We start from the raw sequence: 21,406 nt of genomic DNA on the forward strand, positions 1-21,406 counted from the left end.
GGCACTCCTCCCAAAGGCGGGTTGAGGCATAACAGGTTCGGCCCTCCTGTCAATGTCGCCCAAGGCCCGAGGCGTCCAGTTTTGCTTGTGATTTGCCGGTCTGCGATTGCAATGGGGCTGGGGTTGGGGCAGGGTCATCAGGCTTGAATCGACGTTGCGTTAGGGGTAGTTGCGGCCAATGAGTGACGGACAGGGTGAAGACGGCCTCGCTGCAGCGGCAAAGCGCTTCGACGGCGCCATGAACCGGCTCGACCAGAGCCTTCAGGACATGACCGGCCGCCTGCAGCGGCTCAAACGCATCGAGGTCGATACGCAGCGCCTCGTGCAGGAGCGTGCGCGGCTCGCGACCGAACTCGACAAGACCTCGGCGCGCGCCAAGCGGCTCGACGACAGCGCCCACGATGTTTCCCGCCGCCTTGTTGAGGCCATGGAAACCGTGCGTTCTGTGTTGGCGAAAACGGAGTAGCCGATGCCCGAGGTCAATGTTGAAATCAACGGCCGCAAATATCGCATGGCCTGCGAAGAGGGCCAGCAGGGTCATTTGATCAAGCTGGCCGAGCGGTTCAATGCCAGCGTCGAAAGCCTCAAGGGTGCCGTCGGCGAAATCGGCGACAACCGGCTTACGGTGATGGCCGGGATTGCCGTTGTCGACGAACTGGCGGAAGCGGAGCGGAAAATCGCGGCGCTCGAGGCCGAGGTCGAAACGCTGACCCAGGCCGGGCATGAAATTGCCGACGAGTTGGAAGCGACGGAAAAGGCTTTTGCGGGGAAACTTGATGAGGCCAGCAGGGTGATCGAGTCGATCGCCGGGGTGCTGGACGAGACGGCTACGTTGCAGGGGTAAACCTGGTAACTCTCCCCAATCACCGGACTTCCTTCTCCCCTTGCGGGAGAAGGTGCCCGAAGGGCGGATGAGGGGTATTCTTGCTGGGCGAGGCACAATCTCCTCTGCGGAGGAGAGAATACCCCTCACCCTGGATTTTTGCTGAACGCAAAAATCCTGTCCCTCTCCCACAAGGGGCGAGGGGAGGATCGAGCGTGTGGAAGCAAAAACTCAGAACTGCGCCGTCACCGGGTCAGACCCAATCCGCCCATCGGCGGCATCGAGGCCGTTGATCGCGCCTTTGTCGGCGTCGCTCAACGAAAAATCGAAAACATCGAAATTCTCGACGATGCGGCTCGGGGTCACCGACTTTGGAATAACGACAAGGCCTTCTTCGATATGCCAGCGGATGATCACCTGGGCCGGGCTTTTGCCGTGGCGCTGGGCGATACCGGCGATGACCGGATTATCCAGCATCTTGCCCTGACCGAGGGGGCTCCAGCTTTCGGTGATGATCTTTTTGGGCTCATAGGCGGCGCGGAGCTTGCGCTGCTGGAAGCGCGGGTGGAGCTGGACCTGGTTGATGACGGGCAGCACGCCGGTCGCGTCGGCGAGATCGTCGATATAGGTGCCTTCAAAGTTCGAGACGCCGATGGAACGGGCCTTGCCCTCTTCCTGAAGACGGATCAGCGCTTTCCAGGTTTCCACATATTTGCCGCGATAGGCCGAGGGCCAGTGGATGAGGTAGAGGTCGACATAGTCGGTGCCCAAGCGCTGCAAACTGGCATCCATGGCGCGGAGGGTCTCGTCAAAGCCCTGATCGTCGTTCCAGACCTTGGTGGTGAGGAAAATATCGCCGCGGGCGACGCCGGAGCCGGCAATCCCCTGCCCCACGCCCTCTTCGTTCTGATAGACGGCAGCGGTGTCGATATGGCGATAGCCGGCCTTGAGGGCCGCATCGACGGCAGTGACGGCGACATCATTGGGGGTCTGCCAGACGCCGAGCCCGATCTGGGGAATGGAACGGCCGTCATGAAAGGTCACGTGTGGTTGCGTGCTCATCGTTTTATCCATTGCTGTGGGAGAACTGATGCCGAGGGCCCCGGCTTGATCGTCGGTTTATGATGAAAGAGCCGCCCTGCCAAGTTCCAAAAGAATCTTCCATACAAGACTATCCTTTCGTCTGATAACCCAAGGTCTAATCGACGGCACGATGCGAAAGTCTAAGCTTTGGGCATCCCGTTCCCTCTGCAAGGCGCAAGACAAAAGATGACCAAGTCGCTCAATGCCATCGCTCAGAAGCTGATGACACAAGGCCAGGGCATTCTCGCCGCCGACGAATCCGAAGGCACGATTGCCAAGCGCTTCGCCAAGATCAACCTGCCCAATTCGCTCGACCTGCGCCGCGACTATCGCGAAATGCTGTTCCGCTCGACCGACGCGATGCGCAACTATATCTCGGGCGTCATTCTCACCGAAGAGACGCTGGAACAATCGGCCGCCGACGGCACCCCGTTCCGCGCCATTCTCGCCGATGTCGACACCATTCCCGGCATCAAGGTCGACCGCGGCGCCTTCCCCATGCCCGGCGATAGCGGCGAAAAGATCACCGAGGGCCTCGATGGCCTGCGCCAGCGCCTCGAACGCTATGCAATGCTCGGCGCCGGTTTTGCCAAATGGCGCGCCGTCATCACCATCAATGACGTGGCACCCACCCGCAACAATATCCGCGCCAATGCCCATGCGCTGGCCCGCTACGCCATCCTCTGCCAGGAGGCCGGCATCGTGCCGATCGTCGAACCCGAAGTCGTCGGCGATGGCGATCCGGGCAACCACTCGCTTGAACGCAGCGCCCAGGTCACCGGCGAAGTGCTCGAAAACGTCTTCAAGGAACTGCGGCTGGCCGGCGTCGATCTCTCGGGCATGCTGCTCAAACCCAATATGGTGCTGCCCGGCGTCAATTCGCGCGACCGCCCGAGCGTCGAGGAAGTCGCCAAGCGCACGGTGGAGGTTTTAAAGGAACACGTGCCGGCCGCCGTGCCAGGCATTGCCTTCCTCTCTGGCGGCCAGACCGACGAAGAAGCGACGGCCCACCTCTCGGCCATGAACCGCATCCCGTTCAAGCCCTGGCCGATGACCTTCTCCTATGGTCGCGCGCTGCAAAACGTGGCGCTGCGCACCTGGGCCGGCCGCCGCGAAAATTTCCCCGCCGCTCAGGCCGCCTTCGCCCATCGCGCCCATATGAACTCGCTCGCCGCCCTTGGCGAATGGACCAACGAGCTCGACCGGGCCGCTTGATCGTCCCGATCAGGCCGCTTAATTTTTTATTGACGTCCCAACGTCACGACTGGCGCGCTCCTCTCCCGGAGCGCGCCTTTTTATTTTTGTGTATCCAAGGCGCCGGTGCGCGCGGCCCCACCCCCTCCCTTCCTCCCCCATCAAGGGGGAGGTGTCACCGAATTCGCATGGCGAATTCGGTTGGGGACTGAGGGTCGGGCAGAAAGGTGCGACAAACTCGATCTGACACCTCCCCCTTGATGGGGGAGGCTGGGAGGGGGTGAAGGGGAGCCACGAGCCACGAGCCACGAGGACGTGGCAGGAAGCATCGGGGCGAGCCCACGTGGTTCGAGGCTTTGCTTACGCAAAGCACCTCACCATGAGGGCGACTTGGGGCGCCCACATTGCCACCCCTCCCACCATACCCTATTGGAGGCCGGTCCCTTTCTTGCCAAAATGGCGTTTTACGGGACACGCAGCGTCTTCTCCGGGAAATCCATGGCTCCTCAGCTTTATCTCATTACGCCCGCCGATCCGGACCTTGCGCAGTTTCCGCGCCAGTTGATGGGTGTGCTGACCGGACCCGAGGTGGCCGCGCTTCTGGTGCGCCGTGGCGCGCTCGACGATGCGGCCTATGCCGAACTGGCCGAAAGGCTGGTGCAGATCGGTCAGGCGGCCGGCGCCGCGGTGCTGGTCGAGGACGATGCGGCGCTCGCTCGATCGATCGGCGCCGATGGCGTCCATGTGACAGCGGGCGGGGCCAAGGCCATTCGCGCCGCCGCAGAGGCGCTGAAACCCGATGGCATTGTCGGGGCGGGCAATGTGCGCTCGCGCCACGACGCCATGAGCTTTGGCGAGCTTGATATCGACTATGTAATGTTTGGCCCCCTCGGCGGCGCTGTTGATCCGCAGGCGGCCGAATTGGCACAATGGTGGGCCGAGACTTTTGAAGTGCCGGCCGTCCATTCCAATCCCGCCGCCGCCCCCGATGCAACAGACGAAACCGGCGCCGAATTCCTCGCCCTCTCCGATTGTGTCTGGGCCAAGGGCGATCCGGCGGTTTCGCTGGCCGCGTTTTCCGCTGCGCTGAAGGCAAAAGCATGAACTGGCGCGCCCCCCTCCTGGCCCTCACTCTCGCCGCCCTGCCCGCACTGGCCCTGGCCCAGGAACAGACCCGCTCGCAGGCGCAGGCCGATGAAGCCGCCAATATTTCCAATTCGATTTTCGGCGCATCCGAAACGGCCGACTTCGCCTTCGGCGCCTTCCAGCGCGGCTACTTTCTCACCGCGCTCGAACTGGCTTTGCCGCGCGCCGAACAGGGCGATGCCGCAGCCCAGACGCTGATTGCCGAAATCTATTCGAAGGGCCTCGGGGTCGCGCAAAATACCGAGCGTGCCGCCGGCTGGTATCAGCTTGCCGCCAACAATGGCGACCGACTGGCGATCTTTGAACTGGGCATGTTCTATCAGGACGGCTCCGGCGTGCCGCAGGATCGCAAGAAGGCGGCCGATCTGTTCCACGAGGCCGCCGACAAGGGCTATGCCCCAGCCAAATACAATCTGGCCTTGCTTCATGTCGAAGGCATCTATGCCGATCCGAGCCTGACCACCGCCGCGGCGCTGATGAAGGAGGCCGCCGATGCCGGCCTGCCCGAAGCCCAGTATGATTATGGCTCGATGCTGATCGAAGGCGCCGGCACGGCGCCCGACGCTGCCGAAGGCGCGCGCTATATCGGCCTTGCCGCCGAACAGGACCTGACCGCCGCCCAGATCGACTATGCGACCATGCTCTATCTCGGTCAGGGCGTTCCGCGCGACATCGAAGCGGCAGCCGGCTGGTATCAGCAGGCCGCCCAGGGCGGTAATCCCGTGGCGCAGAACCGCCTCGCCAAGCTTGTGGCGGTTGGCGAAGGCACCGCGCTCGACCTCGAAACTGCCGCCATGTGGCGGGCGCTGGCGCGGCGCCAGGGCCTGTCGGACCCCTCGCTCGACCGGCTGCTGGTCTCCATTCCGCCCGACGCGCTGGCGCGGGCCGAAGAACGCGCCCGCTTCTGGCCTTCTACCCCGCCCAGCATCGAAACCATCGCCAGCATTCCCACGGCGCCAAAGACCTATGGCCCGCCCCTGCCGGCCCCGACCGACATGGAAAATGCGCCAAGCCGCGTGGTGCTGCCCAATGGCGTGACCAATGCCAAACCGCCCGCTCCATTGCCCGCAAGCAAGCCCCCTCAGCCCGAAACGGCGGCTCCGGCAACCACCGAACCGGCGCAAGACCCTTGAACCGAGCCACGTTCTGAGGCAATAAGCCCGCCAAACTTCCAATTGAAGCGGCAGGGCCCTGGCCCCACGAGCGCCGCGTCGGAATGAAAATTCCGGCGGCGCCGCATGAACCGCATAAGCCAAGCGAGCACACACATGGCGCGTTCCGCCCTTCTCACCGTCATGGTCAACGCCGCCATCAAGGCCGGCAAGTCCCTGTCGCGCGATTTCAACGAAGTGGAAAACCTGCAGGTCTCCCGCAAGGGCCCGGCCGATTTCGTTTCCAAGGCCGATCTGCGCGCCGAACAGATCGTTTTTGACGAATTGCGCAAGGCTCGCCCGACCTATGCCTTCCTCATGGAAGAAGGCGGGGAGGTTGCCGGCACCGATGGCCAGCATACCTTCATCATCGATCCGCTCGACGGCACCACCAATTTCCTCCACTCCATCCCGCTCTTTGCCGTGGCCATCGCGCTACAGCGCGGCGACGAGATCGTTGCTTCGGTCATCTACAATCCGGTGATGGACGAGCTTTATACCGCCGAAAAGGGCGGCGGTGCCTGGCTGGCCGATCGTAAGCGCCTCCGCGTTGCCGAACGCCGGCACCTGTCCGACGCCGTGGTCGCAACCGGCATCAAGACCCAGGGCACCTCCAATGACGGGCTGCAGCTGCGCCAGCTCGCCCATATCAATCCCGCCGTCGCCGGCATTCGCCGCTCCGGCTCGATCGCCGTGGACATGGCCTGGCTCGCCACCGGCCGCTTCGACGCGCTTTGGGAAGCGGGCCTCAAACCCTGGGACGTGGCGCCGGGCCTTCTCATGGTCAAGGAAGCGGGCGGCCTGGTTTCCGACTATGCCGGCCAGCCCGGTTCGGTCTGGAACGGCCAGATCGTTGCCGGCAACGAGACCTTGCAGGGCGCTTTGCTCAAGCAGATCAGGCAGGTTCAGTAAATCTGGAATGTGGGCAACCCACCTAACCTCCCCCTAGTAGGGGGAGGGACCTATCGCGTTTGCCGAGATACTGGTGAGCCACCGGCAGACCCCTTCCCCTACCAGGGGGAGGCAGGGTGGGGGTTGCTTCTAGTTCCCCACGACCTCGCCCGCCGTTAACCTTTTCCATTGTCACGCCATTCTGCCGCCTCTACTCTTCCGCGTAGTTGATTTGCTGCGCGAGGGGCGAAGGTCAGGCACGATGACGCAAGGTTACGATCCCTATCACCTCGCCAGCCCCACCGTTTACCTCGTCAAGATCGTCATTTTCCTGGTGCTGGTTGCCCTCGTGGCGGCGATCCTGTTCACCCAGATCGTGACCTTCTTCTGGGCGAACCCCTTCATCAATTCGATGATCTTCTTCGCCCTCTTCATCGGTATCTTTCTCAGTTTCAGGCAGCTTTTCCGGCTGTTTCCGGAAGTGAAATGGGTCAATTCGCTCCAGGACGGCAATTCGGCCCAGGTGCGCCCGCCGGTGCTCCTGGCCCCTGTCGCCGGGCTTTTGCGCGAACGCATCGGGGAAGCGATCATCACGCCCTCCTCCATGCGCTCGATCCTTGATTCGGTGGGCAATCGGCTCGATGAAGCCAAGGACACCTCGCGCTACCTGACAGGACTTCTCGTCTTCCTCGGCCTCATGGGGACGTTTTATGGCCTTCTTGAAACCGTGAGTTCAGTGGCCGGCGTCATCAATGCGCTCGATGTGACCTCGGCTGACTCGGCCTCGCTCTTCACCAATCTCAAGGAAGGCCTCGCCGCCCCGCTTGCGGGCATGGGCACCGCTTTTTCGTCCTCGCTCTTCGGCCTTGCCGGTTCGCTGATCCTGGGGTTTCTCGACCTGCAAACGAGTCAGGCGCAGAATGCTTTCTATACCGACCTCGAGGACTGGATGACCTCGATGACCGAGCTCGACCATCCGGTCAGCGCCATGCAATCCAATGCCGGCGGGCCGGAAATGCAGGCCATGATCGACAGCATCGGCGCCACGATGCAGAACCAGAACTCGTCGCAGAACGCCATTCGCGCCATGGCCGAACTGGCCCGCGGCATCGATGGGCTGGTCAAACATATCCGCACCGAGCAAGAAGACCTGCGCGCCTATATCACCGAGCAAAGCGAGACCAACAGGAAGCTGCGCGACCTCATTGAAGCCATGCTCAACGAAACCGACAATACCGGGCGCCGGGACTAGGCCATGCCATCGAGCCGCTCACGCCGCAGGGTAGAGGCCAATTACTGGCCGGGCTTTGTCGATGCTCTTTCGAGCCTGCTGCTCGTCATCATCTTTCTGCTGAGCCTCTTCATGCTGACCCAGTTTTTCTTGGGGCAAGAAATCCAGGGGCGGGACACGGCGCTATCGCGGCTCAATAGCCAGATTGCCGAACTGACCGAACTGCTACAACTCGAACGGGCAAATTCGGACGATCTGACCTCGCAACTGGCGACACTGACCGCCACGCTGGCAACATCGGACGCGCAGAACCAGAGCCTGACCAGCCAGCTTTCCGGCATTGGCGCGGGCCTTGGCGACCGCGACGATACCATTGCCGGCCTCCAGGAGGACCTCCTCAACTCCGAAAAGCTCTCCGACGAGGCCAATGCGCAGGTGGCGCTGCTTAACCAGCAGCTGGCGGCCCTCCGGACGCAGATCGCGGCGCTGGAATCAGCACTCGAAGCCTCGGAAAGCCGCGATACGGAATCGCGCACCCAGATCGCCGATCTCGGCCGGCGCCTTAACCTCGCTTTGGCCCAGCGCGTGCAGGACCTGTCGCGCTATCGCTCCGACTTCTTCGGCCGCCTGCGGCAAATCCTCGAAGGCCGCGCCGATGTGCGCGTGGTGGGCGATCGTTTCGTCTTCCAGTCCGAAGTGCTGTTCGAGCCGGGCCAGGCCGACCTGACCGCCGCCGCATCGCCCCAGCTCGATGCGCTGGCCGAAGCCATTTTGCAGCTCGAAACGGAAATCCCAGCAGATATCAACTGGGTGCTGCGCATCGACGGCCACACCGATAGCCGCCCGATTTCCAATGCCCGCTTCCCCTCGAACTGGGAGCTATCGGCCGCGCGCGCGATTTCGGTGGCGCAATATCTCGTCAGCAAGGGGGTCGCCCCGGCCCGGCTCGTCGCGGCCGGCTTTGGCGAATTTGCGCCTCTTGATCCCGGCAATACCGACGAGGCGTTCAGGCGCAATCGACGGATCGAGTTCAAGCTGACGGAGGGGTGATTGGCGACGGCGCTCGCGCCGTCAAATCGCTCCGGGGGAGCGATTTGAGCCAATCACGGGTCGAGCCATGCGAGACCCCGGGCCAGCGTCTTGGCAGACACCAGACACAAATGACATTCCCGCTTTCGCGGGAATGACATCGAGTGTGGTCTATAGTTACAGCGAAACATCCCCCCGGAACTGCAACTTCGCCAGTTCCGCATAGCGCCCGCCCTTGGCCACCAATTCCTGATGCGTGCCCTGGTCGATAATCCTGCCCGCTTCCAGCACAAGAATCTTGTTGGCATCGCGGATGGTGGCGAGGCGGTGGGCGATGACCAAGGTCGTGCGCCCCTGCATCAGGTGTTCGAGCGCCAATTGCACCAGCCGCTCGCTTTGCGCATCGAGCGCCGAGGTCGCTTCATCGAGCAATAGGATCGGGGCGTTCTTGAGAATGGCGCGGGCAATGGCGAGGCGCTGTTTCTGGCCGCCCGAAAGCATGACACCGCGCTCGCCCACGATCGTATCGTAGCCCGAAGGCAGATCGACGACGAAATCGTGCACCAGCGCGGCACGCGCCGCTGCTTCGACTTCGGCATCGGTCGCACCGGGCTTGCCGAAGCGGATGTTCTCCGAGATCGTGCCGGCAAAGATCGTCGGCTCCTGCTCGACATAGGCAAAGCGCTGCCGCAGATCGAACAAACGCGTATCGCGAATATCGACGCCATCGACGCGGATGGTGCCGCCGGTAACGTCATAGAAGCGTTGCAGCAGCGAAAGTGTCGTGGATTTACCCGAGCCCGAGGGACCGACCAGCGCCACGGTCTCGCCCTTGGCGACCGAAAAACTCACATCGTCGAGCACGCGGCCGGGCTGGGTCGTGTCGTAACTGAAGGCGACATGCTCAAAGGCAACGGTTCCAAGCGGCGGCAGCGGCAGGGCGACCGGGTTCTTGGGGTCTTCGATCGTCGCCTTGGTGGAAAGAATTTCCATCAGCCGCTCAGTGCAGCCGGCAACGGTCTGCAGCGCCCCCATGACTTCGGAGACATTGGTGAGGGCGCCCGACGCCATCAGCGCATAGATCATGAACTGCGCCAATTGCCCGGCGGTGACCGAACCGTCGAACACGGCACTGGCGCCCCACCAGACAAGACCGACAAGCGCCGCTGTGCCAAGAAAGATAACAAGAGCGACGAGGATGGCGCGGGCGCTCAGCCGGCGCAGTTCGGCCTGATAGCTTTCCTCGCTGCGGCGGTCATAGAGCTCTGTCTGTACCTTCTCCTGGGTGAAGGCCTTTACCGTCCTTGTCGCGCCGAGCATTTCCGTCGCCATGGCGGAGAGTTCTGCCAGTGCATCCTGGGCCTTGCTCGACATACCGCGCAGACGTCGCGAATAGGCGACGACCGGGATCAGGATCAGCGGCGCGGCGATGACCACAGCCAGAGTAAGAACCGGGCTCGTCAGGATCATCATGATCAGCGCGCCGATTATGGTGACCATGGACCTGAGGGCCAGCGAGAAGCTCGACCCCACCGCGCTGCGGATGATGGAGACATCGTTATTGAGGCGGCTCGTCAGCTCGCCGACGCGCGTCGTATCAAAATAGCGCGCATCGAGGCGGAGAAGATGGCTGAACGCCGCTTGCCGCAAATCGGCAAGGACGCGTTCGCCGATAACTGAAATGAAATAGAAGCGCGCCCCACTCGCCACCGCCATCACCGCGGCAATGGCGATAATAAGCAGGCCATATTGGCTGACCTTGTCGAGGTTCTGCGCCACAAAACCCTGATCGACCACGCCGCCGAGCATGGCGGGAATGGCGAGCGAGGTGATGGTGGAAGTGAGGAGAAACAGTATCGTCAGCGTCAGCCGCACCGGATAGGCGAGGACGAACGGCAAAAGCTGGCGCAGCGGCGACAGGCGCCTGGGCTGCAGCTTGGCCGCAGAGATCACCGTGTCGCTGTTATTTTCCGCCGGAGCGGCCTGGTCGGTCATATGGAGTGCCGCATTCCGATTGCGCAAAGCCACCTCTAGGCGGCCGCTTGGATATAGGCTTCGCTCCTGCATGGAGCAACAGCCGGAAAACGGGTAAAATTGCCGCTCCCCTGCCCTTGCCTATTGGGGCTTCATTCTGTAAGAACCCCGGCAACACAAGTTTCCTGCTCTCCGGGCGCCACGGCGCCCGTTTGATTTGAGGCGAATACGATGAAGGCCGATATCCATCCCGACTACCACAACATCACCGTCGTGATGACCGACGGCACCAGCTATGTGACCCGCTCGACCTATGGCAAGGAAGGCGATTCGCTTCAGCTCGACATCGACCCCAAGACCCACCCCGCCTGGACCGGCGGCACGGGCCAGTTGATGGACCGCGGCGGCCGCGTCAGCCGCTTCAAGGAACGTTTCAAGGGCCTTGGCCTCTAAAGAAACGGTTCCGGCGACAGAATTGGAAAAGCCCGGCCTTTGTGCCGGGTTTTTTGTTGTTTGGCGATTTTGCACATGTTTGTCGGAGGGTGTGGCACTAAGCCATTCGGGCACGCCCTCGTGGTTCGAGGCGAAGCTGCGCTTCGCACCTCACCATGAGGGCCACTGGGGCGTTTAAAACGCACAAAAAAACGCGGCCCATAGAAGAGGCCGCGTTCTGATCTCGTGGCTGAAAAAGCCGCGCCCTAGATATTCGTGCCGATCGCCAAAAACTTTTCGCGACGGTGCTCGCGCGTTTCCAAGCGCGATTTCGGTGCGAATTCGGCCAGAAAATCGGAAATGGCGACGCGCGTCGAATCCATCACCTGACCATGGTGGCGATGGGCGCCGCCGGTCGGTTCGGGGATAATGCCGTCGATCACCTTGAACGCGAGCAGATCCTGCGCCGTGATCTTCTGGGCCGTGGCCATATCCTGCGCCTTGGCGGCGTCGCGGAAAAGGATCGAGGCGCCGGCCTCGGGCGAAATCACCGAATAGATGGCGTTTTCGAGCATCAGCACGCGATTGGCCGTGGCAATGGCGATAGCGCCGCCCGAACCGCCTTCGCCGATGACGATGGCGATATTGGGCACGCCAAGCTCAAGACCCTTTTCGGTCGAGCGGGCAATGGCTTCGGCCTGGCCGCGCTCTTCCGCGCCAATGCCGGGATAGGCGCCGGCTGTATCGACAAAGGAAATCACCGGAATATTGAACCGGTCGGCCATGTCCATAATGCGGACGGCCTTGCGATAGCCTTCGGGATTGGCCATGCCAAAATTGTGTTTGAGGCGCGTCTCGGTCGAATTACCCTTTTCCTGGCCGAGGACGGCCACGGGGAGCCCGTTGAAGCGGCCAAAGCCGGCCTGCAGCGCCGCGTCTTCGCCGAACTTGCGGTCGCCGGCCAGCGGCGTCCATTCGGTGATCAGCGTCGACACATAATCGGAAAAATGCGGCCGCTGCGGATGGCGCGCCACCTGGGTCTTCTGCCAGGGCGTCAGCTTTTTGTAGATTTCCACCAGCGCCTCGTCGGCACGGGCAGAAAGCCGGTTCACTTCCTCGTCGATGGACACGGCCTGATCGGTCGCGGCGAGGGATTTAAGTTCGGCGATCTTTGCTTCGAGATCGGCGACCGGCTTTTCAAAATCGAGATAAGACAGCATCCCACCCGCCAGTAAGGGTCTTGTGTGTTGACCCGGATTGTTCTGGGCCACGGCTCTTGCGCCCTAAAGTGGCCGGAAAGTGGCGATGGTTCAATGCCAAGTCAAGTTTTGGAAGGGAAATGCTTGGGATTTCTCCTCCATTCCCACAGGCATGACCCTATCCACCGGCCAGCGGATGGTGCGTTTCGACGAGATTGCGCAGTTTTTCATCGAGCACATGGGTATAAATCTGCGTCGTCGAAATATCGGCATGCCCCAAGAGCATCTGCACGACGCGGAGGTCAGCGCCCCCGGCAAGGAGGTGGCTTGCAAAAGCGTGGCGCAGAACGTGCGGCGCCACGCGGCTAGGCGAAATGCCGGCATCTTTCGCAACGTCTTTAAGATCCCGCGCAAAAACCTGCCGCTCCAGATGTCCACTTTCCCCTTTAGCCGGAAAGAGCCACTTGGCGTCCTTGGGCAGGGTCGCCACCCAAGCGCGCACCGCATCGCGCGCTTTGTCGTTCATCGGCACGACCCTGTCCTTGTTGCCCTTGCCGGTGACGGTAATAAAGCTGCCTTCCCGCATCACTTGTGCACGCTTTAAAGTAACAAGTTCGGAGACGCGCAGCCCGGTCGCATAGAGCAGTTCCAGGAGGCAATAGGTCCGCCGTGCCGCTTCTTCCCTGGCAGGTTTCGCCGGTTTGCTGGCGGACTGCTCGGCTGTGGTGAGCAATTTATCAACCTCGGCCACCGACAGCACTTTGGGCAGCGGCCGTCGCGTCTTGGGGCTCGAAACGATCCGCGTGGGATCATCGCCCCTGATCCCATCGGCGCACAAGAATTTGTGAAACTGCCGAATGGCCGAGAGATGCCGCGCACTCGACGAGGCCGAAAGACCCTCGGCCCTGAGCCCATCGAGATACCCCATCACCGTTTCGCGCGGGCAATCGAGGAGGGTCTGCTTTTTCCCTGCGACAAAGCCGGCATAATTGGAGAGATCGCGCCGATAGGCCGCAATCGTATTGGCCGCCGCGCCGCGCTCGGCGCTCATCATTTCAAGAAATGCGCCGATGAGATGACTCATTGGGCAGGCGGTGTGGCCGGGGTGCTGGTCACGTTTGGCGTCGGCATGCCCACCGGCCGGCTCGGCGCCGTTTCGCCCAAAAGCTCACGCGTCGGAATGCGCTGGGTGACGTCCTTGGGATTGGGCTCGACAAAGGAGACGAGCGCAAACATCCCCGCATAGACGAGGCCAGCCAGGAACAGAATGGTGATCAAGAGGCGAAAGAGTGTCGGCATGAGCTTTCCGGCGTTTTCGTGAGAAACTTTGCCACAGAAAGGTTTCCATCCGGTAGGCAAAATCGCGTTGCGCTTGACAGCTTTGGGCCGTATCGCTTCAACCGGCCTTAAGTTCGGAGGGCGCCTTCTTGAGCAAAACGGATACCGCCGCGCGATCGGCGCGCGCCAAGGCCCTCATCGAGCGGCTGGGCGGCAGGCCTCTCATCCTCGTGGGCATGATGGGCGCGGGCAAGACCACGGTCGGCCGCCGCTTGGCGGCGCGCCTGGGCCGCCGCTTTCTCGATAGCGACGAGGAAATCGAAAAAGCCGCGCAGATGACCATTCCCGAAATCTTCGCGCAGCGCGGCGAACCCGAATTCCGCACCGGCGAAATGCGGGTGATTTCGCGCCTCCTCAAAGAAAACGACCTGGTGCTCGCAACCGGCGGCGGCGCCTTCGTCAATCCCGAGACGCGGTCTTTGGTCAAGGCCGGGGCTATCTCGGTCTGGCTCAAGGCCGATCTCGATGTGCTGTTCGAGCGCGTCTCGCGCCGTTCCAATCGGCCGCTGCTCAAAACCGCCGATCCCAAGGGCACGCTCGAAAAGCTGATCGCAGACCGCTACCCCATCTATGCCGAGGCCGATGTCACCGTCTTGAGCCGCGACGTGCCGCAGGACCATGTGGCCGCCGACGTCATCTCCGCCCTTCTGCATCACCTGCGCTGAAAGTTTCGCTATGGCCGACATTTCCCACACAGTGCACGTCGCCTTGGGCGAGCGCGCCTATGACATTCTGATCGGCCCGAGCCTGCTCGACGATGCCGGCGCCATTTTGGCCGAAAAATTTCCCGGCCGCCGCTACGGTATCGTCACCGATACCGAAGTCGCCAAAGCCCAATTGCCGCGACTGACGGCGAGTCTCGATAAGGCTGGCCTCGCCCATCAGACGATCACCGTCCCATCAGGCGAAAGCACCAAAAGCTGGGAACAGCTGCAAAACGTGGTCGAAGGGCTCCTCGCCGCAAAGCTCGAGCGCAATGACCTCGTCATCGCGCTGGGCGGCGGGGTCATCGGCGATCTCGCCGGCTTTGCCGCTTCGATCACCCGCCGCGGCATGGATTTCATCCAGATGCCGACTTCGCTCCTGGCTCAGGTGGATTCCTCGGTCGGCGGCAAGACCGGCATCAATTCGCCGCACGGGAAAAATCTCGTCGGCGCCTTCCACCAGCCCAAACTGGTGCTGGCCGATCTCTCCGCGCTCGACACCCTGCCCCAGCGTCAGTTCGCCTCGGGCTATGCCGAAGTGGTCAAATATGGCCTGATCGACGACCCGGAATTCTTCGAATGGCTCGAAGCCAATCACGCTGAAATTTTCTCAGGTGGCCCGGCCCGCGGCGAAGCTATCGCCCGCTGCTGCGCCCACAAGGCCCGCGTCGTCATCGAGGACGAAAAAGAGATCGGCGTCCGCGCCCTTCTCAATCTCGGCCACACCTTTGGGCATGCGCTCGAAAAAGACACTGGCTACTCCGACCGCCTCCTTCACGGCGAAGGCGTTGCCATCGGCATGGTCCTGGCCCATACCTTTTCCAATCGCCTCGGCCTCGCGCCGGGTCAGGATTCAGGCCGCATCGCTGCCCACTTGCGAAAATCGGGCCTGCCCACCACATTGACTGACATCCCCGGAACCCTCGGCTCCACCGAAACCCTCATGGCCGCCATAGCGCAGGACAAAAAAGTCTCGCGCGGCGCGCTGACTTTTATTCTCACCCGCGGCATCGGCCAGGCTTTCATCGAAAAAAATGTCGATCCGGCCAAGGTTTCGGCGTTTTTGGAAGAGATGCGGGGGTAAGACACGTCCAACCCACGGTGTCATTCCCGCGAAAGCGGGAATCTCCGTTTTCGAACAGGGATTCCCGCTTTCGCGGGAATGACGCTGAGTGGTTGAATAGACCTAGGTCGAGGGCAAAACCTCGATATTGAGCGCATGGACCCGATCTTTGAGCTCGGCATCCAGCACTTCGAACACGGCGCGGTGTTGCGCGACGCGGCTCAAGCCGTCAAAATTGCGGGTCGCGATTCTCACCCGAAAATGGGTTTCGCCGCCTTCGCGCCAACCGGCGTGGCCGAAATGCTTGTTCGATTCGTCGATCACATCGAGGTGGAGGGGTGAAAACCGCTCGGTGAGTTTTGCTACGATTATGTCCCGCACGGACATGGCCGGTCTCCGATTGAAAATTAGGCATTTAACTAGGCGCTATGAAACAGCAATCCAAGCTCTTCGATGGAATTCGCATTCGACCGCGCAAGGAAGACAAGCCCGAGCCGGCTGAATTTTCCTGCGAATGGGAAGGCTGCGACGAGGCCGGGGAATACCGTGCGCCCAAAGGGCCGCGCAGCGAAGGGCAGTATCACCACTTCTGCCTCGAACACGTTCGCCACTACAACAAGGCCTTCAATTTCTTCGCCGGCATGAGCCAGGACGAGTTGGACGAAGCCCTGACCACCCCGCCCAAGGCGGAGTCGCGCTCGAGCTTTGCCACCGGCAATCCGCAAAATGCCCGCGCCTCGGCAAAGCCGGCAACCATGCGCCCCGGCGATAAATATGGCGACCCATTTGGCGTCTTCGCCAAGTATCGCCACCGCCAGTCCAAGGCGCCCGCCGCCGAACGCGTAAAACCGCTCAACGAGAACGACCGGCGAGCCTTCGAGCAGCTTGGCTTTTCCGGCCATGCCAAATCCGACGATATCAAAGCGGCTTACAAGAACCTGGTAAAGGTCCACCACCCGGACGTGAACGGGGGCGATCGCTCTTCGGAAGAAAAGCTCCGCACCATCATCGCGGCCTATAGCCACCTCAAGAAAGTGGGTTTTGTCGCCAAATAGTCCCGCATCCCGCGCAAGACGCTATCGTGACAACTTGGCTACCGGCACGTCAGCAATGCTGCTATAGAGCCACGGCGAATATGCCTCCTGCATAAAGAAAATCCCCCGATCCACGAGCCCTTGCCATGACCGAATTCACCAATCTGCCCGACACCGATTACAAGGCACGCGACCTTTTCGGCATCGATACCGACATGGTGGTCAAGGGTTACAAAGAGCGCACCGACCACGTGCCGCCGATCGATCCGGATTATCTGTTCGACCGCAACACCACGCTTGCGATTTTGGCCGGCTTTGCCTTCAACCGCCGCGTCATGGTCCAGGGCTATCACGGCACCGGCAAGTCGACCCATATCGAACAGGTCGCCGCCCGCCTCAACTGGCCGTTGGTCCGCGTCAATCTCGATAGCCACGTGAGCCGTATCGATCTCGTCGGCAAGGACGCTATCGTCCTCAAGGACGGCAAGCAGATCACCGAATTCCGCGACGGCATCCTGCCTTGGGCCGTGCAGAACAATATCGCCCTCGTTTTTGACGAATACGACGCCGGCCGCCCGGACGTGATGTTCGTGATCCAGCGCGTGCTCGAACAGTCCGGCCGCCTGACGCTTCTCGACCAGAACCGCGTCATCGTGCCCCACCCGGCCTTCCGCCTGTTCTCGACCACCAATACCATTGGTCTCGGCGATACGTCGGGCCTCTATCATGGCACCCAGCAGATCAATCAGGGTCAGATGGACCGCTGGAGCCTTGTCACGACGCTCAACTACCTGCCCCACGACAAGGAAGTCGGCATTGTTCTCGCGAAGAACAAAGCCTTCACCGAAACCGAGAAGGGCAAGAAGCTGGTCTCCAACATGGTGCGCCTCGCGGACCTGACGCGCTCGGCCTTCATCAATGGCGATCTGTCGACCGTCATGTCGCCGCGCTCGGTCATCACCTGGGGCGAAAATACCCAAATTTTCGGTGGCGATGTCGGCTTCGCCTTCCGCCTGACCTTCCTCAACAAGTGCGACGAACTCGAACGCCCTGTGGTCGCCGAGTTCTACCAGCGCGTGTTCGGCGAAGATCTGCCCGAATCCTCGGCCAATCTGGCCGTGACGGCTTAAATACAAGGCCCCCTCACCCGCCGCTTTGCGGCGACCTCTCCCCCAAGGGGGACTTCGAATTGGCCCGCAGGGCAAATCGCTCCGGTGGAGCGATTTGAAATGAGAAGGCCATGAGAGCTATGCTCGAATGGCAGGCCCGCAGGGCCGGGTGAGGGGCCTTTTTCGCAACGGGAACAAATCCCATGGCCCAGAACATCTACGATGATGCGGCCTTCTTCGAAGGCTACAGCCAGATTTCGCGCTCGCGACTGGGCCTTGCCGGCGCGCCCGAGTGGCGCGATGTGGAAGCCATGCTTCCTCCTCTGGCAGGCCTTAGCGTGCTGGACCTCGGCTGCGGTTTTGGTGCCTTCCCGCGCTATGCCGTCGAGCATGGCGCCGCCCGCGTTCATGGCGTCGATCTCTCCGCAAACATGCTGGCGACAGCCCGCGAGCGCTCCGGCGACATGCCGATCACCTATGAACAGGCCGACCTTGAAAGCTACGAGCCGGAGGCCGCCGCCTTCGATCTCGTCTATTCTGCGCTGGCCATCCATTACCTCGCCGATTTCGACCGCTTCTGCGCTATGGTCACGCGTGCCCTTGGCCCCAAGGGCGGCGACCTCGTCATCACGACCGAACACCCGGTCTGGGCCGCCCGCGCCGAACCCGATTTCCGCAGTGATCCCGACGGCACCCGCGTCTTCGCCTTCTACGATTATGCCGTGGAGGGCCCGCGCCAATCGAACTGGATTACCGAGGGCATCGTCAAATATCACCGCAAACTCTCGACCCTGATCATGACCATGCACCGCCATGGGCTCATGCTGCAGGCAATCGACGAATGGACGGCAACGGATGAGCGGATCGCCGCTAATCCCGCCTTGGTGGACGAGAAGACCCGCCCACAATTACTCCTATTGGCGGCGCATCTGGCGCCCTCTACCCACCGGACCTGACCATGGCACAGCCCCCGCGCAGCAAGCCCAACAAGCCCGACCAGACCCAGGCCTTCAAATCGGCCATGGGCGCCACGGTGCGCGCCATCGGGGCCAAGGCCGAACTCGAAGTCACTTTCACCGCCGACCGGCCGCTGCTGACTTCGGACAAGGCGCGTCTCGCCAATCTGCCGCGCTTGCCCACCAAGCGCGATATCGCCATTGCCCGCGGTCAGGGCGATGCCATGGCCATGCGGCTCGCCAGCCACGACCCTGATACGCACCGCAAGCGTAGCCCAATGGACCCGCAGGCCCGCGCCGCTTTCGATGCGTTGGAGCAAGCGCGTGTGGAGAGCCTTGGCGTCATCCGCATGCCCGGCATGTCGGGGAACATCCACGAAATGCTGGAAGACCGGCTTTTTCGTGCCAATTTCGCTGAGATCGACGACAAGAACGAAGCTCCGCTCGCCGAAGCGCTGGGACTGATGCTGCGCGAAAAGCTCGCCGGTGTCCCCGTGCCGCCCTCGGGCCATGCGCTGGTCGATCTCTGGCGCAAGGAAGTGGAAGCCAAGGCCTCGACCTCGATCGACAAGCTGCTCGCGACCTATGAGAACCAGGAAGATTTCTCCAAGGCCGTAAAAGCGGTGCTGCGCGACCTCAACCTGATCGCCGAAAGCGATATGGAAGACCCGGACGCGTCCGACGAGGACGACGCCAACGACAGCCAGCCCGAACAGGCGCAGGGCTCTGACCAGTCGCCCGAACAGGGCGAAGGCGAGAACGAGCAAGCTGAGAGCGAAGAAGACCAGCAGTCGGGCGAAAGCGAAGAAACCGGCGATGTCGAAGGCATGGAAGCCGACATGGCCGATGTCGACGACGACGCCGAGGCAGAAGCCGGCGAAGACGCGCCCATGCCGCCTCCGGCCAAGGACGGCGGCGAGCGCCTGTCCAACCAGTTCCAGTACAAGGTTTTCACCACAAAATTCGACGAAGTGGTGAAGGCGGCCGAGCTTTGCCCGCCCGACGAACTCGATCAGTTGCGCAGCCTTCTCGACAAGCAGCTCGAAAACCTCGCCGGTGCCGTCGCGCGCCTCGCCAACAAGCTGCAGCGCCGCCTGATGGCCAAGCAAAACCGCTCGTGGCAGTTCGACCTCGAAGAGGGCCTCCTCGATACCGCACGCCTCACCCGCGTCGTTACCGACCCCATGCAGGCCCTCAGCTTCAAGGTCGAGAACGATACCGATTTCCGCGACACCATCGTCACGCTGCTGATCGATAATTCCGGCTCGATGCGCGGGCGCCCGATCACCATTGCGGCCATCTGCGGCGACATTCTTGCCCGCACGCTGGAGCGTTGCGGCGTCAAGGTGGAAATCCTCGGCTTTACCACCCGCGCCTGGAAGGGCGGCAAGAGCCGTGAAGCCTGGCTCGAGGCCAATCGTCCGGCCAATCCCGGCCGCGTCAACGACGTGCGCCACATCATCTACAAGGCCGCCGACGAGCCATGGCGCCATGCACGGCGCAATCTTGGCCTGATGATGCGCGAGGGCCTTCTCAAGGAAAACATCGACGGCGAAGCGCTCGAATGGGCACGCAAGCGCCTGATGGCCCGCCCCGAGCAGCGCCGCATCCTCATGGTGATTTCCGACGGCGCGCCGGTCGATGACTCGACCCAGTCGGTCAATGCCGGCAATTATCTCGAAGCCCACCTCCGGCAGGTGATCGAAGACATCGAAACCCGCTCGCCAATCCAGCTCGTCGCTGTCGGCATCGGCCACGACGTGACGCGCTACTATCGTCGCGCCGTCACCCTACTCGACGCAGAAGAGCTCGCCGGCGCCCTGACCGACGAATTGGCCGCGCTCTTCGATGAAGAAATGCCTGGGCCCGCAAGGCGGCGCGGTCGCTGATGCTGCGGCGCTGGGCCCCGATAGCCTTCGTTGCGCTATTCGCCCAGCCGGCTCTCGCGGTCGATGTCACCGTGACATCGGCCCAGGTCAGCCGTTTCAAGGGCGTCGGGCTCGATCAGCCGGTCGATAAGCTCATTTTTCGCGGCGGCCTGACGCTGCAATCGCAGGACGACATGTTCGGCGGCCTTTCGAGCGCCACCGTGACCGGCCCGGATCAAAATATCGCCTTCGTGAGCGATCGCGGGCAGTTTGTCTCGGGAAAACTCGCCTATGATCAGGAGGATCGTCTGCTGAGCCTGATCGGGGTCACCATGGACCCGATCCAGAATTCTGCAGGCGCGCCCCTGCCCCGCCAATATGCGCGGGATGCCGAGGGCATGGATACGGTTTATCGCGATGGCGTGCCGGTCGCCGTCCGCGTCAGTTTTGAAAACCTCACCCGCGTCGCCGATTTCGCCATTACCGACAGCCGCCCCGGGGGCCCGGCCCGCGAAATCTCCATTCCCGATTGGCTGAGCGATCTTCGGACCAACAAGTCCCTCGAAACCATCTGCATCGCCCCGCCCGCTTCGCCCATTGCCGGCTCTACGCTTTTGCTGACCGAAGAAGCGCTCGACGAGAACGGCAATCACCGTGGTCATTTTCTCGGCCAAAACGACAAGGGTCCGGTGGCCTATGTCAACTCGCCCGTCGTCAATCCCACCGACTGCGCTTTCCTCCCGAATGGCGATCTCCTCGTGCTCGAACGCGGCGTCGCGCTCTTCAGCTTCGTCATGAACCTCCGCCGCGTCCCCGCCGCCGAGGTGCGCCCTGGCAATCTCATGGCCGGCGAACTCCTCCTGTCTGCCGAGGGCGCCGAGATCGACAATATGGAATCGATCATGGTGCACGTAACGCCGGGCGGCGAGACCCGGATTTTTATGGGCTCGGACAACAATTTCAACGACTGGCAGCGGCAATTGTTGCTGGAGTTTTCGTTGGCGGAGTAGCAGCCCCAGGCACCGGCCCTACCCTCGCCCCTTGAGGGAGAGGGACCGAATAATCTGCGTTCAGCAGATTATTCAGGGTGAGGGGTATCCCTCCTCCGCAGAGGAGCGAATTGGGCGCAAGCAAGAATACCCCTCATCCGCCCTACGGGCACCTTCTCCCTCAAGGGGAGA

22 protein-coding genes are annotated in these 21,406 nt (G+C 62.0%); 16 read left to right on the top strand and 6 right to left on the bottom strand.

Going from position 1 to position 21,406, the window contains the following annotated elements; all coding sequences use genetic code 11:
- Nucleotides 1–178 precede the first annotated feature (178 nt).
- Both ASD83_RS13760 and ASD83_RS13765 read left to right on the top strand, forming a co-directional pair.
- Nucleotides 179–466, top strand: coding sequence for a DUF4164 family protein (locus ASD83_RS13760; RefSeq protein WP_056311759.1), 288 nt, complete (start codon nt 179–181; stop codon nt 464–466).
- A gap of 3 nt (nt 467–469) precedes the next feature.
- On the top strand, nt 470–844 hold the full coding sequence (locus tag ASD83_RS13765) for a cell division protein ZapA (RefSeq protein ID WP_056311761.1): 375 nt from the start codon (nt 470–472) through the stop codon (nt 842–844).
- 210 nt (nt 845–1,054) lie between these two features.
- On the opposite strand, the gene ASD83_RS13770 is transcribed toward ASD83_RS13765, so the two are convergent.
- Nucleotides 1,055–1,885 (bottom strand): aldo/keto reductase, encoded by an 831-nt coding sequence (locus ASD83_RS13770; RefSeq protein WP_056312441.1) that lies wholly within the window; start codon nt 1,883–1,885, stop codon nt 1,055–1,057.
- 207 nt (nt 1,886–2,092) lie between these two features.
- On the opposite strand from ASD83_RS13770, the gene ASD83_RS13775 reads away from it, so the two are divergent.
- The 6 genes from ASD83_RS13775 (at nt 2,093) to ASD83_RS13800 (ending at nt 8,569) form a co-directional block, all read left to right on the top strand.
- On the top strand, nt 2,093–3,121 hold the full coding sequence (locus ASD83_RS13775; protein ID WP_056311763.1) for a class I fructose-bisphosphate aldolase: 1,029 nt from the start codon (nt 2,093–2,095) through the stop codon (nt 3,119–3,121).
- A 477-nt stretch (nt 3,122–3,598) separates the two neighbouring features.
- A complete protein-coding gene (locus tag ASD83_RS13780; protein ID WP_056311765.1) occupies nt 3,599–4,204 on the top strand; it encodes a thiamine phosphate synthase in 606 nt (201 codons plus the stop codon).
- Complete coding sequence (locus ASD83_RS13785) at nt 4,201–5,379, top strand: tetratricopeptide repeat protein (RefSeq protein WP_056311767.1); 1,179 nt, start codon at nt 4,201–4,203, stop codon at nt 5,377–5,379. The genes ASD83_RS13780 and ASD83_RS13785 overlap by 4 nt, the downstream gene beginning before the upstream one ends.
- A 135-nt stretch (nt 5,380–5,514) precedes the next feature.
- Entirely contained in the window at nt 5,515–6,309 is a 795-nt protein-coding gene (locus ASD83_RS13790; RefSeq protein WP_056312443.1) for an inositol monophosphatase family protein, read from the top strand.
- A 241-nt stretch (nt 6,310–6,550) separates the two neighbouring features.
- The gene (locus ASD83_RS13795; protein WP_056311768.1) at nt 6,551–7,540 is read left to right on the top strand and encodes a hypothetical protein; all 990 of its coding nucleotides are present in this window, start codon (nt 6,551–6,553) and stop codon (nt 7,538–7,540) included.
- A gap of 3 nt (nt 7,541–7,543) precedes the next feature.
- Nucleotides 7,544–8,569 (top strand): peptidoglycan -binding protein, encoded by a 1,026-nt coding sequence (locus ASD83_RS13800; protein WP_056311770.1) that lies wholly within the window; start codon nt 7,544–7,546, stop codon nt 8,567–8,569.
- A 156-nt stretch (nt 8,570–8,725) separates the two neighbouring features.
- On the opposite strand, the gene ASD83_RS13805 is transcribed toward ASD83_RS13800, so the two are convergent.
- A complete protein-coding gene (locus tag ASD83_RS13805) occupies nt 8,726–10,543 on the bottom strand; it encodes an ABC transporter transmembrane domain-containing protein (protein ID WP_056311772.1) in 1,818 nt (605 codons plus the stop codon).
- A gap of 210 nt (nt 10,544–10,753) precedes the next feature.
- Between ASD83_RS13805 and rpmE the strand changes: the two genes are divergently transcribed.
- Nucleotides 10,754–10,975 carry a 50S ribosomal protein L31 gene (rpmE, locus tag ASD83_RS13810; RefSeq protein ID WP_056311774.1) on the top strand — a complete coding sequence of 74 codons (222 nt, stop codon included), beginning with the start codon at nt 10,754–10,756 and terminating at the stop codon, nt 10,973–10,975.
- A gap of 245 nt (nt 10,976–11,220) precedes the next feature.
- Here rpmE and ASD83_RS13815 read toward each other — a convergent pair whose 3' ends face one another.
- From ASD83_RS13815 to ASD83_RS21565, 3 genes are all read right to left on the bottom strand, one after another.
- The gene (locus tag ASD83_RS13815; protein ID WP_056311777.1) at nt 11,221–12,174 is read right to left on the bottom strand and encodes an acetyl-CoA carboxylase carboxyltransferase subunit alpha; all 954 of its coding nucleotides are present in this window, start codon (nt 12,172–12,174) and stop codon (nt 11,221–11,223) included.
- 157 nt (nt 12,175–12,331) lie between these two features.
- Nucleotides 12,332–13,237 (bottom strand): site-specific tyrosine recombinase XerD, encoded by a 906-nt coding sequence (locus tag ASD83_RS13820; protein ID WP_056311778.1) that lies wholly within the window; start codon nt 13,235–13,237, stop codon nt 12,332–12,334.
- Nucleotides 13,234–13,452 carry a hypothetical protein gene (locus ASD83_RS21565; RefSeq protein ID WP_056311780.1) on the bottom strand — a complete coding sequence of 73 codons (219 nt, stop codon included), beginning with the start codon at nt 13,450–13,452 and terminating at the stop codon, nt 13,234–13,236. Before ASD83_RS21565 ends, ASD83_RS13820 begins: the two co-directional genes overlap by 4 nt.
- A 128-nt stretch (nt 13,453–13,580) precedes the next feature.
- On the opposite strand from ASD83_RS21565, the gene ASD83_RS13830 reads away from it, so the two are divergent.
- Together ASD83_RS13830 and aroB are read left to right on the top strand one after the other, a co-directional pair.
- Nucleotides 13,581–14,156 carry a shikimate kinase gene (locus tag ASD83_RS13830; protein WP_056311782.1) on the top strand — a complete coding sequence of 192 codons (576 nt, stop codon included), beginning with the start codon at nt 13,581–13,583 and terminating at the stop codon, nt 14,154–14,156.
- Nucleotides 14,157–14,166: 10 nt separating this feature from the next.
- On the top strand, nt 14,167–15,279 hold the full coding sequence (gene aroB / locus ASD83_RS13835; protein WP_056311784.1) for a 3-dehydroquinate synthase: 1,113 nt from the start codon (nt 14,167–14,169) through the stop codon (nt 15,277–15,279).
- Between the two features lie 102 nt (nt 15,280–15,381).
- Here aroB and ASD83_RS13840 read toward each other — a convergent pair whose 3' ends face one another.
- Nucleotides 15,382–15,645, bottom strand: coding sequence for a BolA family protein (locus ASD83_RS13840; protein WP_056311786.1), 264 nt, complete (start codon nt 15,643–15,645; stop codon nt 15,382–15,384).
- Between the two features lie 41 nt (nt 15,646–15,686).
- Between ASD83_RS13840 and ASD83_RS13845 the strand changes: the two genes are divergently transcribed.
- From ASD83_RS13845 to ASD83_RS13865, 5 genes are all read left to right on the top strand, one after another.
- Nucleotides 15,687–16,313 carry a J domain-containing protein gene (locus ASD83_RS13845; RefSeq protein ID WP_056311787.1) on the top strand — a complete coding sequence of 209 codons (627 nt, stop codon included), beginning with the start codon at nt 15,687–15,689 and terminating at the stop codon, nt 16,311–16,313.
- A 125-nt stretch (nt 16,314–16,438) separates the two neighbouring features.
- A complete protein-coding gene (cobS, locus tag ASD83_RS13850; RefSeq protein ID WP_056311789.1) occupies nt 16,439–17,422 on the top strand; it encodes a cobaltochelatase subunit CobS in 984 nt (327 codons plus the stop codon).
- Nucleotides 17,423–17,604: 182 nt separating this feature from the next.
- Nucleotides 17,605–18,357, top strand: coding sequence for a class I SAM-dependent methyltransferase (locus tag ASD83_RS13855; protein ID WP_056311792.1), 753 nt, complete (start codon nt 17,605–17,607; stop codon nt 18,355–18,357).
- A 2-nt stretch (nt 18,358–18,359) separates the two neighbouring features.
- On the top strand, nt 18,360–20,246 hold the full coding sequence (gene cobT, locus ASD83_RS13860) for a cobaltochelatase subunit CobT (protein ID WP_056311794.1): 1,887 nt from the start codon (nt 18,360–18,362) through the stop codon (nt 20,244–20,246).
- Nucleotides 20,246–21,235, top strand: a complete 990-nt coding sequence (locus ASD83_RS13865; protein WP_056311796.1) for an esterase-like activity of phytase family protein — start codon at nt 20,246–20,248, stop codon at nt 21,233–21,235. Before cobT ends, ASD83_RS13865 begins: the two co-directional genes overlap by 1 nt.
- The last annotated feature ends 171 nt before the right edge of the window (nt 21,236–21,406 follow it).

The sequence above is a fragment of the Devosia sp. Root685 genome, from assembly GCF_001427875.1.
In the GTDB taxonomy this organism is placed as follows: domain Bacteria; phylum Pseudomonadota; class Alphaproteobacteria; order Rhizobiales; family Devosiaceae; genus Devosia.

Coding starts and splice junctions, on each gene's coding strand:
- ASD83_RS13760 (WP_056311759.1), top strand. CDS start 179: ATGAGTGACGGACAGGGTGAAGACGGCCTCGCTGCAGCGGCAAAGCGC.
- ASD83_RS13765 (WP_056311761.1), top strand. CDS start 470: ATGCCCGAGGTCAATGTTGAAATCAACGGCCGCAAATATCGCATGGCC.
- ASD83_RS13770 (WP_056312441.1), bottom strand. CDS start 1,885: ATGAGCACGCAACCACACGTGACCTTTCATGACGGCCGTTCCATTCCC.
- ASD83_RS13775 (WP_056311763.1), top strand. CDS start 2,093: ATGACCAAGTCGCTCAATGCCATCGCTCAGAAGCTGATGACACAAGGC.
- ASD83_RS13780 (WP_056311765.1), top strand. CDS start 3,599: ATGGCTCCTCAGCTTTATCTCATTACGCCCGCCGATCCGGACCTTGCG.
- ASD83_RS13785 (WP_056311767.1), top strand. CDS start 4,201: ATGAACTGGCGCGCCCCCCTCCTGGCCCTCACTCTCGCCGCCCTGCCC.
- ASD83_RS13790 (WP_056312443.1), top strand. CDS start 5,515: ATGGCGCGTTCCGCCCTTCTCACCGTCATGGTCAACGCCGCCATCAAG.
- ASD83_RS13795 (WP_056311768.1), top strand. CDS start 6,551: ATGACGCAAGGTTACGATCCCTATCACCTCGCCAGCCCCACCGTTTAC.
- ASD83_RS13800 (WP_056311770.1), top strand. CDS start 7,544: ATGCCATCGAGCCGCTCACGCCGCAGGGTAGAGGCCAATTACTGGCCG.
- ASD83_RS13805 (WP_056311772.1), bottom strand. CDS start 10,543: ATGACCGACCAGGCCGCTCCGGCGGAAAATAACAGCGACACGGTGATC.
- rpmE (WP_056311774.1), top strand. CDS start 10,754: ATGAAGGCCGATATCCATCCCGACTACCACAACATCACCGTCGTGATG.
- ASD83_RS13815 (WP_056311777.1), bottom strand. CDS start 12,174: ATGCTGTCTTATCTCGATTTTGAAAAGCCGGTCGCCGATCTCGAAGCA.
- ASD83_RS13820 (WP_056311778.1), bottom strand. CDS start 13,237: ATGAGTCATCTCATCGGCGCATTTCTTGAAATGATGAGCGCCGAGCGC.
- ASD83_RS21565 (WP_056311780.1), bottom strand. CDS start 13,452: ATGCCGACACTCTTTCGCCTCTTGATCACCATTCTGTTCCTGGCTGGC.
- aroB (WP_056311784.1), top strand. CDS start 14,167: ATGGCCGACATTTCCCACACAGTGCACGTCGCCTTGGGCGAGCGCGCC.
- ASD83_RS13840 (WP_056311786.1), bottom strand. CDS start 15,645: ATGTCCGTGCGGGACATAATCGTAGCAAAACTCACCGAGCGGTTTTCA.
- ASD83_RS13845 (WP_056311787.1), top strand. CDS start 15,687: ATGAAACAGCAATCCAAGCTCTTCGATGGAATTCGCATTCGACCGCGC.
- cobS (WP_056311789.1), top strand. CDS start 16,439: ATGACCGAATTCACCAATCTGCCCGACACCGATTACAAGGCACGCGAC.
- ASD83_RS13855 (WP_056311792.1), top strand. CDS start 17,605: ATGGCCCAGAACATCTACGATGATGCGGCCTTCTTCGAAGGCTACAGC.
- cobT (WP_056311794.1), top strand. CDS start 18,360: ATGGCACAGCCCCCGCGCAGCAAGCCCAACAAGCCCGACCAGACCCAG.
- ASD83_RS13865 (WP_056311796.1), top strand. CDS start 20,246: ATGCTGCGGCGCTGGGCCCCGATAGCCTTCGTTGCGCTATTCGCCCAG.